This is a genomic window from Polaromonas sp. P4_F4, assembly GCF_056401355.1.
Genome location: NZ_JBFUJO010000025.1, coordinates 1 through 12,883, shown reverse-complemented (window position 1 = coordinate 12,883; position 12,883 = coordinate 1). Strand labels below are relative to the sequence as shown.

16 protein-coding genes, 1 tRNA gene and 1 pseudogene are annotated in these 12,883 nt (G+C 56.9%); 6 read left to right on the top strand and 12 right to left on the bottom strand.

Annotated features, from left to right (window positions below; genetic code table 11):
* The first annotated feature begins 12 nt into the window (after window positions 1-12).
* Window positions 13-2,346 carry a hypothetical protein gene (locus AC1DUR_RS21160; RefSeq protein WP_477722095.1) on the top strand — a complete coding sequence of 778 codons (2,334 nt, stop codon included), beginning with the start codon at window positions 13-15 and terminating at the stop codon, window positions 2,344-2,346.
* Between the two features lie 426 nt (window positions 2,347-2,772).
* On the opposite strand, the gene AC1DUR_RS21155 is transcribed toward AC1DUR_RS21160, so the two are convergent.
* The 6 genes from AC1DUR_RS21155 to AC1DUR_RS21130 all read right to left on the bottom strand — a co-directional run bounded on the left by AC1DUR_RS21155 (window position 2,773) and on the right by AC1DUR_RS21130 (window position 7,547).
* Entirely contained in the window at window positions 2,773-4,281 is a 1,509-nt protein-coding gene (locus AC1DUR_RS21155; RefSeq protein WP_477722094.1) for a hypothetical protein, read from the bottom strand.
* A 482-nt stretch (window positions 4,282-4,763) separates the two neighbouring features.
* Window positions 4,764-5,456, bottom strand: coding sequence for a DNA/RNA non-specific endonuclease (locus AC1DUR_RS21150; protein ID WP_477722093.1), 693 nt, complete (start codon window positions 5,454-5,456; stop codon window positions 4,764-4,766).
* 381 nt (window positions 5,457-5,837) lie between these two features.
* Window positions 5,838-5,906, bottom strand: a tRNA-Met gene (locus AC1DUR_RS21145).
* 81 nt (window positions 5,907-5,987) lie between these two features.
* Window positions 5,988-6,458 carry an ABC transporter substrate-binding protein gene (locus tag AC1DUR_RS21140; RefSeq protein WP_477722092.1) on the bottom strand — a complete coding sequence of 157 codons (471 nt, stop codon included), beginning with the start codon at window positions 6,456-6,458 and terminating at the stop codon, window positions 5,988-5,990.
* Between the two features lie 89 nt (window positions 6,459-6,547).
* Window positions 6,548-6,817 (bottom strand): TFIIB-type zinc ribbon-containing protein, encoded by a 270-nt coding sequence (locus AC1DUR_RS21135; protein ID WP_477722091.1) that lies wholly within the window; start codon window positions 6,815-6,817, stop codon window positions 6,548-6,550.
* A 16-nt stretch (window positions 6,818-6,833) separates the two neighbouring features.
* A complete protein-coding gene (locus AC1DUR_RS21130; RefSeq protein ID WP_477722090.1) occupies window positions 6,834-7,547 on the bottom strand; it encodes a Bax inhibitor-1/YccA family protein in 714 nt (237 codons plus the stop codon).
* An 80-nt stretch (window positions 7,548-7,627) separates the two neighbouring features.
* Here AC1DUR_RS21130 and AC1DUR_RS21125 point away from each other — a divergent pair, with 80 nt between their 5' ends.
* Window positions 7,628-8,509, top strand: coding sequence for a LysR family transcriptional regulator (locus tag AC1DUR_RS21125; RefSeq protein WP_477722089.1), 882 nt, complete (start codon window positions 7,628-7,630; stop codon window positions 8,507-8,509).
* A 72-nt stretch (window positions 8,510-8,581) separates the two neighbouring features.
* Here the strand turns inward: AC1DUR_RS21125 and AC1DUR_RS21120 are convergent, their stop codons facing one another.
* Together AC1DUR_RS21120 and AC1DUR_RS21115 are read right to left on the bottom strand one after the other, a co-directional pair.
* Window positions 8,582-8,812, bottom strand: coding sequence for a PIN domain-containing protein (locus tag AC1DUR_RS21120; RefSeq protein WP_477722088.1), 231 nt, complete (start codon window positions 8,810-8,812; stop codon window positions 8,582-8,584).
* A gap of 9 nt (window positions 8,813-8,821) precedes the next feature.
* Entirely contained in the window at window positions 8,822-9,082 is a 261-nt protein-coding gene (locus AC1DUR_RS21115; protein WP_477722087.1) for a type II toxin-antitoxin system prevent-host-death family antitoxin, read from the bottom strand.
* Between the two features lie 64 nt (window positions 9,083-9,146).
* On the opposite strand from AC1DUR_RS21115, the pseudogene AC1DUR_RS21110 reads away from it, so the two are divergent.
* A pseudogene (locus AC1DUR_RS21110) lies at window positions 9,147-9,260 on the top strand (type II toxin-antitoxin system YhaV family toxin); the annotation flags it as partial.
* A 140-nt stretch (window positions 9,261-9,400) separates the two neighbouring features.
* Here AC1DUR_RS21110 and AC1DUR_RS21105 read toward each other — a convergent pair.
* Window positions 9,401-10,105: an SOS response-associated peptidase gene (locus tag AC1DUR_RS21105; protein WP_477722086.1), complete on the bottom strand. Its 705-nt coding sequence runs from the start codon at window positions 10,103-10,105 to the stop codon at window positions 9,401-9,403.
* Between the two features lie 296 nt (window positions 10,106-10,401).
* On the opposite strand from AC1DUR_RS21105, the gene AC1DUR_RS21100 reads away from it, so the two are divergent.
* The 3 genes from AC1DUR_RS21100 (at window position 10,402) to AC1DUR_RS21090 (ending at window position 11,483) form a co-directional block, all read left to right on the top strand.
* Window positions 10,402-10,593, top strand: a complete 192-nt coding sequence (locus AC1DUR_RS21100) for a hypothetical protein (protein ID WP_477722085.1) — start codon at window positions 10,402-10,404, stop codon at window positions 10,591-10,593.
* Between the two features lie 15 nt (window positions 10,594-10,608).
* A complete protein-coding gene (locus tag AC1DUR_RS21095; RefSeq protein WP_477722084.1) occupies window positions 10,609-11,052 on the top strand; it encodes a low molecular weight protein-tyrosine-phosphatase in 444 nt (147 codons plus the stop codon).
* A gap of 185 nt (window positions 11,053-11,237) precedes the next feature.
* Window positions 11,238-11,483: a hypothetical protein gene (locus AC1DUR_RS21090; RefSeq protein WP_477722083.1), complete on the top strand. Its 246-nt coding sequence runs from the start codon at window positions 11,238-11,240 to the stop codon at window positions 11,481-11,483.
* Window positions 11,484-11,540: 57 nt separating this feature from the next.
* Here AC1DUR_RS21090 and AC1DUR_RS21085 read toward each other — a convergent pair whose 3' ends face one another.
* From AC1DUR_RS21085 to AC1DUR_RS21075, 3 genes are all read right to left on the bottom strand, one after another.
* On the bottom strand, window positions 11,541-11,654 hold the full coding sequence (locus AC1DUR_RS21085; protein ID WP_477722136.1) for a polymorphic toxin type 37 domain-containing protein: 114 nt from the start codon (window positions 11,652-11,654) through the stop codon (window positions 11,541-11,543).
* A 68-nt stretch (window positions 11,655-11,722) separates the two neighbouring features.
* Window positions 11,723-12,139: a barstar family protein gene (locus AC1DUR_RS21080; RefSeq protein WP_477722082.1), complete on the bottom strand. Its 417-nt coding sequence runs from the start codon at window positions 12,137-12,139 to the stop codon at window positions 11,723-11,725.
* Window positions 12,140-12,152: 13 nt separating this feature from the next.
* A partial coding sequence (locus tag AC1DUR_RS21075) for an RHS repeat-associated core domain-containing protein (RefSeq protein WP_477722081.1) occupies window positions 12,153-12,883 on the bottom strand: 731 nt, incomplete at its 5' end.

Sequence of the window (12,883 nt, the reverse complement as noted above, 5' to 3'; positions counted from 1 at the left end):
GAAGAACGCAGCATGAGCATGATTGACCGGCTACACAAGACGCTCGCCCGAGCAAAGAATGCGCCACGACTGGTCCTGCACAGCGGCGAGCGACGCTGGAGTCAGCTAGTACTCCGGATGAAGCGTTGGTACGCACTAGCGTGGAAATCGGCATATCACGCCTCCGTGGTGACTGGGTCGTTGATTGAGCGCTGGGGCGGAAGTATCGGCGGATTGCTGCTTCTCGTCGTGCTCATCGGCTCTATCGTATTGGCCTCAACTTTGGAGCAGTGGTTGCAATATCTAGGCGACGGCGGCCACCTCTCGGCCCTCCAACAGTTGCTGTCATCGCTGGGGGGCGCGCTGTTGGGCGCGACGGCAATCGCGTTCTCATTGATTATGTTCGCGATGCAGGTGAACGTTGACCGGATGCCGTATGGCCTGTTTCGGAAGCTTGGTTCGGATCTGCGGCTGTTGTTCGCGTTCGTCGTCACATTCATGCTGGGCGTCGGTATCGCTGGCCTCTCGCTTGCGGTGGAACAAGTCGGCGTAGCCCGTTCGCTGGTGCTGGCGGTTTGGGCAGCGGTATTGACACTGCTGCTTTTTCTTTACGCCTATCGTAGGGCGCTCGTGCTGATCAGTCCGCACGAGCAGTTGCGCATTGTCAGGCAAACCGGGATCGCGAGTCTGCAGCGGTGGGTAGCCCGTGCCAAACGCATGGCGCCATTGCTGCCAACTGCCCCTACGCAACCGGATGCTGAGCAGCGACCTGGCCGCGTTCAGCAGATGGACTCCGAGCGGATGGCATTCTTCATGGTCAATCCTCGCTGGACCGACGACGCGTTTGAAGCGCTGAATCACGCGATTGCCTTTGCGCGACGATTCTCGGAACGGGGCGATTACGAGGTCGCCGGCACCGCATTGACGGCGGTCGTGGCCATCAATGCCAAGTACGTAGAGGCCAAGGGGAAAACCTTCATGGCGGAAAACTACTTCATTGAAAATCCGCTTACGTCAGACGGATTCGTCAATCACACACTTGAGCAGCTGCGGCAGAACGCACAGGTAGGCCTCGCCAGAGGTGATGAGCGTCAGGTTCAAGACACTTACAGGACGTTGGCCGCGCTGGTGCGCGTGTACTTGCAGATTACCTACGCCGGGGAGAGCGCTGCGAAGACACATGCCTACCTTGCGGCAGGATACTTGGCCGGTGCAGTCAAAGCTACGGCCCAACACGATCTACCTGATGTACTAATGGAGGGTATTCGGCTTATGGGAGATGCGGCTCGCCAGCAGCTGGTCTTCGCCGAACCAGAGTCTGTGGTAACCGGCTCGGAAAGTATCTCCCAAATGGCGTTGGTTGGCGTAGTCCGCGCCAACCAGTTGGCGGTCATCTCATGCGGCGCTGAGCAATTGACTTGGTTGTCGCTGGCGTTGCTCCAATACACCGGCGAGCGTGACAGCCGCTTTGCAATCAGGGAAGTCCGCGACGACGTGTTCAATCTAGGGTCTACGGTGGTAGAGAATTTGCGCGACACTCCGCTGACAGCCGCCCATCGGCACGCTCTTTCGTCCTATTTCTCATTGACAGGCAAGCAGACGTTCGCGGTGATGCTCACCACAGTGGCGAATAGCGTTGGCGATCAACCGGTTAACGACGAGCGGGCTCGACAGGTAGTCGCGAATGTTGTGGACTGGGCGGAAGGCCTATACGACCCATACAAGAATATCTTCCTGGCTGCCGTTGCAAAGCGCTCCAGCCTGACGCATGAGCTCATTGCTTGGGCCAACCACATCGCCAAGCTGTTGCTCGCGCTGTCGTGCGCGCCGGCATGCGCAGACCATGACCGGGACGAGCTACGAAAGAGCGCGTCGTGGCTGATCTTCAGCTGGTCTTGGATACCAGACGATCGCGAGGATGTGTCATATATTGAACGGCATCAGTTGGCAGACATGATTTTCAACGCTGCCGCCGATGCACATCTAAGAGACTGTCATGACTTTGCCCAGGATGCTTTCAAGTTGTTGATGCAATGGGCATTCAAGTCAGGTCGCTATCAGACAGGGTGGGCATCGCTGGAGAACGCCTTGTGCGGCGCTGTCGCGCTGTGCGTGTTGGGCGTAGTTTCCGAAAACGAACTGATGACAGCCATCGATGGCCAACTGCAGCAACCCAACGCGCCCTCGCCGGAAATCCGCTTCCGCACAGCCGATCGAATCAACGAAACGGCCGGCTCGCTCCATCGCCATAGCTACGCATCCTCGGACATTGACTCCGCCCTCGGTAGTTTGGATGACGCGACGCTGGAGCCTTTGCTCGGGCGCGTCGCTGAACGCCTGATTCCAGAAGCTCATCAGGGCCAATGATGCTCCGTGCCAAGGTAACCCAGCTATCAATTATTAGGTGACCGCATAGGAAACTTGCGATTTTCAAGACGAAGACTGAAGTGGGCGCCTTGCAGGCACTGACTACAGTTCGGTCGAGGATGCTTCACGCGTCGAAAATTGAGTTACCCAAAAGCTGCCGTTGACCAGCCACTGCTACTGGCCGGGTGCGGGTGCAGCAATCATCAAAATCGGTGCCACATTGCCGACACCCAGCCTGCCGATGTCAACGTCGGGTATGGAGCGAGCATTTCGGATAACCCTATGTCAGCAGTCCGTCTGAACTCGACTTCCGTTATGCAGCAGCGAAAGCAGCCGTTGGCATTAGCCTCGCTACTTGACGGAGTCGGAAATCAGCGGTCGACCTGTCAAATCGGGCCAATGACGGCTTCTGCCGACTAAATGAATCTATTCGGCATAGACTGCTTTTTTCATGATCTCAAAAACAAATTGGAGTTTTTCCTCCGTTGGCTCCTCCTGGCGCAGCCACCTGACCTCAAACCCCAGATAGGTGGCCCATTCGATGCCCCGTTTGAAGTCGCGCCACTTGTCGTTTTTTGCTGCCAGCTCGATGTATTGGTTGAGCAGAAGGTACTGGTGGCCACCTGCACAATATTGTGCTTTTTCAAAGGCTTCCTGAATGAACGGATAGGCGTTATCGTACCGTTCGGCGCGGTAGTGGTGGGTTGCCCGTTGCCATGGGAGCATCCACGGAAGCACATGGCGGAGTCCGCGGTCGTCGAGACGTGCCGCATATGCCTCAATTTTCTCGATGCTGAGGTCAACGCTCTTCCGCAGCGCAAGCCCATCAAGAACAGCTTCGCTAAAGCCCTGGGGCATTGAATGCTGTGGGGCGAATGTTTCGGGGTTCTGAAAAGGCAATGCCGCGAGTCTTCCGAAATTTCGGGTTATTTCCACGGCTTTGGCCATTGTGATTTGCTGACGCTGCAAGGCTTGGATGACCGCATAATTCCGATCAGCAAATGCCGTCCAATAGTCCGTGCAAACGGTACCCCAGACCGTATCCTGTTTTTCCAATGAAATCTCGTGTTGGGCAATGATCTGCTGGGCACAGTCTCGAATCTTCTGAACATCCTCGACCACACAGTCTGCGACCATTTGGTAGCGTAAACAAAATTCTTGCAGCACTGCTTCGCCGTGGTGGGCCAGCACCGACTTTGAAATGTAAGTTGAAGCCCTTGCTGCAAACAGCGCCGTCCGAATACTGTTTTTCTGAGTGTCTGAGAGGGCGGGCCGCCCCTGTTCGGCCTGCACCCGGTCGAGAGCGTCGAAGGATTGATTGAAATTCTTGAGTAATGCCGGCCACGAAGGAAGGTGGCGGTCCGCCAGCCAGTTCTTTGCGTTGTCGAGGTTCTTTTCCTGAATGGACCGATCAGCCTCATCTGGCCAGTGGAATTTTTGAATGGATGTTCCGGCCAGCTGGTAGGCCCAGCGCATGACCCTTTCCAGGGGCCATATCCATCCATCCGCCCCCTTGCTAGGTAGATACCAGTAGGTGTCGGCCGGGGCGACTAGACCATCGGCGGCCACGTTGTATCTCTGGAGTTGCTTGGCAATTGAAACGGGTAGCCTTAATACGGCGCTACCTAACAGAAACCATTTGATGGTTTCAGATTTGGTGAGGAATGTGCCTTCGTCCCGGAGCGTGACTTGGTAGATCTCGAAGAGATCGGAAAGAATATCGCCGAGAGCTAAACACTCACGGGGCTGGATGCTGCCAGCAACCAAATAGCTCAGTGTTTGCACCATTTCGCCCAAACGCTGATCCAGCGCGCCTTTTTCCAAGGCAAGCCGCTGCAGGGCCTTTTGGGTGGATTTCTTACGGGTTTCGTCGAACGATGCGTCGTCGTGTTTCCTGGGCAAGACGCCTAAGGCGTCGAAGATGAATTGGATCACTTCTCCTTGTGTTGGAAAGCTAACGGGATTCATGGAGGGACAGAGGCTGGGGTCGAATGAGGAACGCACCCCACGGGGGTGGGGTGCCGCGGCACTATTTATTCTTATGGTTGGGGTTCAACTGTTTCCCTCGGTTGCCTTGAACTTGTGCGTTCGTGGGATTGGTGCCGCTGGTTCCACGGTTCTTGTTGAGGGCATCGGAGCGATGGTTGCGTTGCTGTTGTGTCGATTTCGTCATGTTGGATCCTGGTAAGGGTAAAAGGAGCCTTCATGTTAGGAATCCAGTGCATCCGGGGCCAGATGAAAAATGGCGACGTTGTTTTTCCGCGAAAGTACTTTCTGCAATTCCGCGGAAATGGTCCACATATCCCTGCCATGCCCTGATCATGGCGTTGGCATGCTTCTCCCTCGAACGTCGGCTTGCAGTCTTGACCTGCCCCTTGATGCACACGCCCGGCTGACTGAGGTTAGTCGAAAGCGGGTCATCGCACACCGGCCACCGCTGGCAAGAACTCCACACCGGTCCGCCTTACCAGCTCCTCATAGCTGATTGGCCTAGATGCCTGTGTATCATCCCTGTTCTCCTGCCAATGTGCCCAGGCGCGGTTGCGCTCGGTGTCATAGACCAACTTGAACAGGTACTTGGGCACCCGCACCCGGTTGTCACCGATGGTTTCGCTGCTCGGGCCAAACACCGGACCGGTGAGCACATACACGTCGCCTTGCGCCCGTCCTGCGTACTTGCGGGTGTCCCGCTCGATCTTGGCCCACGCCCCCGAGTTGTGCTGTCTGGCCTGAGGCACCACATTGGCCAAGGAAAAGCTCTGTGCCATCGCCTGCGCCGTGGGCATATCTCCCGCAGGGGCCATGTGCCCGCGCGAGTAGCCCGAGCGCTTGTAATCTTCCAGCTCAGCCCGCTCCCGGCGTGGCAGTCGGGCATCTGCAAAGAACTTGTTGGTGCGCTTTTCGTCGGCATCCTCGATGCTTTTCCGGCTCAGGCGCTGGGCGACGTAAACCGGGGTCTTGGTTTCCCCGCTATGAAGGACAGCGAAGGCTTCGTAGCAAAGCTCTCTCTGTGCAGGTTGCTTCGGTGCTGCAGGTGGCTGCCCATTCGCAAAGAACTCTGGACACTCCGCAAAACCACTGGCGGCCTGGGCTGCCAAGCCAACTGACATTACTGCTGCGGTCAATGTCCGCCGTACCCATGTCCTCTTCTGATTCTCTCGTACCACTTATCTCACCATTGAAGTTCAAGGCCGTTATTGGACCACCGATGAAGGAGCAGACGCGATGAGTGTTGGGCTTATTTTTCTGATTCAATCGAGACAAGATACTGGATGAACTGGGCATTGCGGCCATGCCCGCCAATTCCGTAGTGAATCTCGCGGTGGCCGGCGGGACAAATGGCGCCAACGTGTCAGGGGTGATCAAGTCCCCCCGAAACCCTGGTCGTGTGGTGAGGCTCCAGGTAGGGGCTTCCTTGCCATCCATGCAGCTGTGCAAACCGGAAACAAAAAAGCGCTCCGGTCAATGACAGGAGCGCTTCCATCGATACTTGGTTGCGCGGGCAGGGTTTGAATTTTGGGTTATGAGCCCAACGAGCTACAAGGTTGCTCCACCGCGCGTTAAGAGGCTGGCCTATAGCACCTGCTGCGACACAAACATGCTTTACAGCGTGCACATGCGTAAGGCTTATTCGGCAAGGTCTACTTCGCCGCTGCGCGGGCTGCTTCGGCCTTACGCTTGGCTTCGTCGGCCTTGCGTTGCAGTTCCTGGGCGTCCTTCTCGGCGGCCAGGGCTTCCGATTCCTTGGCCTTGGTTTCCTTGTCCGAAGACTGGCCACCGGCCAGCGCATTACCTGCCATGGAGCCAGCCACGGCGCCCACGGCGGCTGCACCCATGGTGCCCATTAAGCCAGGACCTCGGGCGGCGGGTGCCGCGCCAACAGCAGGAGCTGCGGGTGCGGTCGCTGCTGCAGGAGTCGCAGGCGCTGTTGCAGCCTTCGGAGCGGTCGGCGCCGCAGGAGCAGCAGGAGCAGCAGGAGCTTTGCTCATGCTGGTACGGGGCATGGATTTGCCTCCACCGCCCATGCGCTTGGCGTAGGCCAGCGAGGGGACGGCCAGCGAAGCAACGGTCAGGGCGATCACGGTTGCGGTGGTGCGAAAAGAAGTGCTCACGGATTTTCCTAAGGTAAAAAATTGACAAAAATGGGGAGGGGGCGGGTGCCCCTATAAGGGTGTCAGAGTCGCTTGGCTCTATTTCTGACTCAGTCAAAGATCTCACTAAGCCACGATTTGTGCTTGCGCTGGCCATGAGCAGCGCTGTGGCGGAAGTCCGAGTCCTCAAAGTCGGGACGTCGGGCAGCTTGCGGGTACACCGGCTGCGGTACCGGCGCAGCTACTGCACTGCGCTCAATGAGCTTGTCCAGTTCACCGCGGTCTAGCCACACGCCACGGCATTGTGGGCAGTAATCGATCTCGACGCCTTGGCGCTCAGACATTACCAGGGCCACGTCGCTGCAATGGGGGCATTTCATGCGTTTCTCCTTGAACTTAGTCGTTGCTTCCGCCAAACCCGAACAGGCTCAGCAGGCTGGTAAACAGGTTGAACAGCGACACGAAGAGGCTTACCGTGGTCAGCACGTAGTTGGTTTCACCGCCGTTCACGATACGGCTGGTTTCGAACAAAATCATCCCCGCCGACAGCAACGCCACCATGGCTGAAACGGCCAGCGCCAGCGCGGGCAACTGCAGGAACATTGCTGCCACGCCAGCCAGCAGTGCAATCACCATGCCGGCGAACAGAAAGCCCCCCATAAAACTGAAGTCACGCCGGGTTGCCAACACCCAGCCCGACAAGGCCAGGAAAGTCACGCCCGTCGCACCAAGTGCCAGCGTTATGGCCTGCGCTCCACCTGGCAGCGCCAGATGCATCGACAGCACCGGGCCGAGCGTGTAACCCATGAAACCGGTCAGGGCGAAAACCGCTGGAACAGCCCAAGCACTGTCTTGCAGCTTATGGATGAGGAATAGCAGACCAAAATAACCGACCAGAGTAATCACCAATCCGGCTGGCGGCAGTTTCAACATGACACCCAGCGCTGCAACGGCTGCGCTGAACAGCAGTGTCATGGACAACAAGGCATAGGTGTTGCGAAGCACCTTGTGCTTGGCAATGGCGGTACCCCAACCTGAGTTGGCGGTGGGCGATGTGAGAACAAGAGGTCGGTTCATGGTTTGTCTTTCGTGGGTGTGGAAGGTCTGCACCTATAACGACAAAGGATAGAGCTTCAACACTCATTAAAAAAGCAGACAATTCATGATTAAACATCCTGTAAAACCTGAATATGAGCCTCGCATTCAACTATCGGCACCTGTACTACTTCTGGGTCGTTGCGAAGGAAGGCGGCATGTCGCGCGCTGCCGCGCGAATGGACATGGCGGTCCAAACGGTGAGTGCGCAAGTCCGGGAACTGGAGCGAGACCTGGGGTGCCAGTTGCTCAAACCTGCCGGACGTGGTCTGGCGCTGACCGAAGCTGGGGTCGTTGCGCTGCAACAGGCAGAGCACATCTTCCAGCTGGGCGAGACGCTTCCCGAACTGGTACGTGGCGCCGCCCACGTCAAATCGGTTCGGCTTACGGTGGGGATTGCAGACGGCCTGCCTAAACTGGTGGTGCAGCGCCTGCTCCAGCCGGTGCTGAGCACACCCGACTTAAGGCTCGTGTGCCACGAGGGCGAAATGGCCGACCTGTTAGCCGACTTGGCCATGCATCGGCTGGATGTCGTGCTTTCCGATCACCCCGCACCGTTCAATCCACACCTGAAGGTGCACAACCACCCTTTGGGCACCTCAGGGATGGGCTGGTACGCGTCGCAGCACTGGTGGGCGGTGGCGCAGGACGGTTTTCCGGGATCATTGGACAGGGTGCCGGTATTGCTGCCCACCACGCATTCCACCGTTCGCGGACCTCTCGATCAGTGGCTGATCCAGCACGGGCTGCGCCCGCGAGTGGTCGGGGAGTTTGAAGACAGCGCCCTGCTGGAAACGTTCGGTGGCAGCGGGTTAGGCGTTTTTCCAGCCGCGCTATCGGTACGAAATGACCTCATGCAACGTCATCAAGCCATGCTGCTCGGTCCTTGCGAAGGCGTGGACGAGAACTACTACGCCATCAGCACTGAGCGCAAAGTAAAACATCCTGTGGTCCAACAGTTGCTAACCCAACGCTGAGCTTCGCACTTTCTCTTTCACAATATCTATGAGGGTCGGCAGGGATTCATGTAAAAAACCGCAGAAACAAGCTTAAGTCCTTGCACATGCTTGGTTTTTTGTGAACTCAACCAACTCCGCACTACCTTGAGGTGGCACGCGGCACTCCAGCGCCTGGATGCCTATTTCCAACTCAAGGAGCGTGATGACGGACAGGAAAAGCTTGCTGCTCGGCGGCCCTGCGGCCAAGGCCCGCACCGCGGCAGATTCATAAGGCTTGCCATGGCGCAACTCGGAAATGACGTTGGTATCCAGAACGAACATTGAGAGCTCTCAGTCAAACGATGCGCCATGGATCTGGAGATTGAGACGAGGCGGATCGAAATCGATGGCGTCCCCACCTGGGATGCCATCCATGACGTCAAGGAGCGAGCGTTCGCTTTGACCGGCGATGCGGTAATAGTCGTCAATTTTGAGTAGCACAAATGCAGGACGCCCGCGGTCGGTAATAAACACAGGGCCATCAGCAGCCGCGCGCTTGGCCGCTGACACGTCACGAGTGAAGTCGCGGCTTGAGAATGTGTGGATAGCCATGTCGATCTCCTGAAGCGAATCAAGGTTTGGATGTGACGACAAACATGGTGACTTGTCAATTTAACAATTCCACCAGCAGTACCGGCTCTTTTTTCGCTACCGCGCCAAAGCCCGGCTGATTGTTCTGGCCTGGGTGAATGATGAGGACACAAAACGAGCTTATGGCAGCAGCGACGATGAGTCAGCGAATTCCAGCGCCCGCAGCCGATCACATCTCTATATTTCGCTAGGGCTCAATATGCTACAAGGCACTATCTCACCGCTCTGACCATTGCACCTGGAACGCCAAGGAAAAAAATTAACCTCGCGTACACAAGCTCAAAACAGATCCGGCGTCTCAGGCGGAGGCGGACGAGCCGTCCTCACACTACTACTCCTTGGCACTCTGGGCGGCAATGGCGCTGCAAAAGCGTCCAGTGGTCCTTGCCATTGCTTGAAGTACTTCGGAGCTTCTGCCACCGGGCACGACAGCCAGTCACCATAGTCCTTTGGATCCAGGATCACCACCATGCGCTTCTCGTCTTCTGGCTTGTGAAACCGTTGCATGACGGGGTGACCGTCCGCGTTCACAGTCAGCATGGCAAACGTGAATTGCTCAAGGCCGTTAGGGTGACGCCACTTCCGGTAGATGCCGGCAATACCCATGGGCACCTCACCCGGTTGCTGAATGAGCCAGCGGACTGCCTTGCCTGATTCCCAATTGGGTTCGTAGAACGACTCAGCTGGGATAATGCAACGCCAACCGTTTTTCCAGGACTCCCTGAAGCTGGGTAACTTGGCGACAGTCTCGGAACGGGCGTTGTAGGTCTTGCGTCCTGCTGCCAACTCCGCAGCAAAGTGCGGCAGCAGGCCAAAGATCCCATCCTCGATGATCTTGTTGCCTGAGCCGCCTTCGGCCAGGCGTATGAACGGTGCCAATCCAAGCGGCCAAATGTCCACTGGAGGCTCGTCTCTTGCACGTTCAACGCCAAAGAAAGTCAGCAGTCGATCCGACCGGGTGACAGGGCGGTAGTTCGAACACATGCCTCAATATAGCGTGAGGCGACCCCTAAAAGCCATCCTGCGTCACTGCCCATTGCTGCGCAGTAGTCGCAACGATCCGCCGAGCATTCGCCATGATGTCAGCCTCCGAGTGCCGTTTCACTGCAGCAGGAAAGGGCCAGGGAGAAACCTTGCGTAGACGCGGAGGGGGAGACGAAGGCATTGCTCGACGCGGTTGACTTTGAGGTGAAGGGTGCTGCATGGCTCTGTTTCCTTTTTCCTGCGATTGCGCACAATCTTACTGGACAAGCTGTGGATTTATACAGTATATTTAAACCATGGACGAGATGACCCCGAGCCAGTGGATTGCCAAGTGCGGCGAGAAGCTGCACGAGCGTTGGCACACGGTTGAGACGGCTCAACTTGAAGAGGTTGCTGTGGCGATATGGCAGGACGCCCAGCTTCGTTCAATGCCGCCGGAAGAGGCTGCTGCAGTGTGGCTAAGGCCAGTCGCGCCTGTTGCAGGCTAAAGTGCAGCGGTCCCAATGAAAACCTACTCAGTCCTCTTCGTCTGCATGGGCAACATCTGCCGAAGCCCCACGGCTCACGGTGTATTCCGGCAAAAGCTCATCGAGCATGGCCTGGCCGATCAGGTACAAGTGGACTCGGCCGGCACGCACAACTATCACGCCGATAACCCGCCAGACGAACGTTCCCAGGCTCACGCCGTGAAGCGAGGCTATGACCTGTCAGACCTACGAGCCCGTCAAATCGCGGATGCAGACTTCGCGAGCCACGACTTGATCCTGGCAATGGACTGGGACAACTTGGCTTTGATCCAGGCTGAATGCCCTGCTGAATATCAAGGCAAGGTGCGCAGGCTGACTGAGTTCTGTCTGAAGCACGAGAGTCCCGTGGTGCCTGACCCTTACTATGGTGGCAAGGATGGCTTTGAGCATGTGCTGCACTTGGTGGAAGATGCCTTGTGAGGGGGTGATCCGGCATGTGAGGCTGCGGGTTCAATCCTGAGTTGATCGCTGTTGGTGCTTGCTTCTGTAGTGTTCGGTCCCGGGCGGTGACATTCACCGCAGCCATGCTGGTAGACCTATTTTGGAATCCCCGGCACCTGGTTAAACTGCCCTTCGGGATGTCCCCACTCACAAGGATATGTTTCATGCTGAAAAAACTTTGTCTGATTGCTGCTCTCTCATTCACCGGTGCGGTGTTCGCCCAGGATGCGACCTGCACAGCTGCCGCGGCTGAGAAGAAGCTTGCCGGCGCAGCCAAGAACTCGTTCCTGAAAAAATGTGAAAAGGACGCTGCAGCCAAGTGTGATCTGGCCGCCAAGGACCAGAAGTTGGCCGGTGCTGCTAAGAGTAGTTTTTCTAAAAAGTGTGTGAAGGACGCGGTCGGCGCGTGAGGCCAAAATTCCAGGATGGTCTCGTCGTAGCTGTACAGGGTGCTGGTGCCGGCCAGGCTACTGCACATCCCAATGAGGACCTCCATGAGCTTCGCCGCCTGGTCCAGTTGGAATCCATACATTGCCGTTACCTTCTTTCCAGCCATTCCCTCGACTATTGGGGTTCCGCACCCAATCAAAAAAAGCCACCTGAAACCCACAGCTTTAGCGGCTGGAGGTCGCAGGTGGCTTTTTGTTTATTAAGTCAGCATGTCGGAGACAGTGTTTCTCTCGGAATCAGGAAATAACACACGCAGTACGTGGTCAGGAAACACCGTAGCATCCGTTGCGACTTCTGATCGACCAGCAGTACGAGTCCAATCATTGACCGCTTCACGAAGAATTTCCAGATAGATGCGACAGTCCACAGGATTGGCATGTAGCGGCACATCGCTGTGCACGATCACGATTTGCTTTTCCCGGACCCATCCAAAATCCCGCAAGCAATCTAAGAGTGCATCCCAATTGCCTCCGAAATATTCTGGGAACTGCCCGGCTCTAGCAAGTGCGTCCAATAGCGCCCCCTTTGATTGGATGCCTGCTGGCACCTCTAAAAGGAACTCTTCTCCCGGCGCATCGTGGCCCGACGAGGCGATAAATTCAAATGGAGTGGTCATCATTGGATCAGGTTTATGGAACAGGAATGAATGTGCGATAGTGGTCGGGCGTGTAGTAGGCTTCACCCCCTTGTCCAGTCACCACACGTTGGGCTCCCGGCCCTTGAACACCGGGCGTGGGATGCACCCATTCCCGGTAATATCCATCTGGCTTCATTGGCAACATTTTCTCCTTATTCTGAAACACCGATCCATCATTGCGATGAGGGTACCCCTCACCAGCCTTGATTCGATCGAGGGTGTTTTTCACGCCCGGCGGACATTGAGGGGCGGATGTTTTCGGTCCGAATGGGGAACGCCCGCTAGTCGTTGGTCCACCAAAACCTGGGCCTCCACCACCTTCTAGCGGAGTCAAGTCCTTGTAATTGCCTGGGAGTTTGACAAGGCCTTCCGGGTCTGTATAGCCCAACGGATTGCCCTCCACATAGGCAAAGGTATTGATGCCCCCTTGGAGTCCAATCGGATCAGACTGAACGTAGCGCCCCTGCCGAGCGTTGTACTCCCGGTTCCAGTTCTGGAACAGGCCGGTCTCCGCGTCAAACACCTGCCCGGGGAAGCGCGGGTTGTAGACAAAGGCGCCCAGGCCACTGGGGTTCTGATTCGGCGCCGTGCCGCCAAAGGCTTCTGCCGTGTCCCAGCGCCAGACGATGGTCTGGTCCTGCCGCGTGATCACCCGCGGGGTGGCGATGTGGTCGGCATGCAGGTTGTACAGGCTCACCGCAATGTCATTCGTGGCCGCCGAGC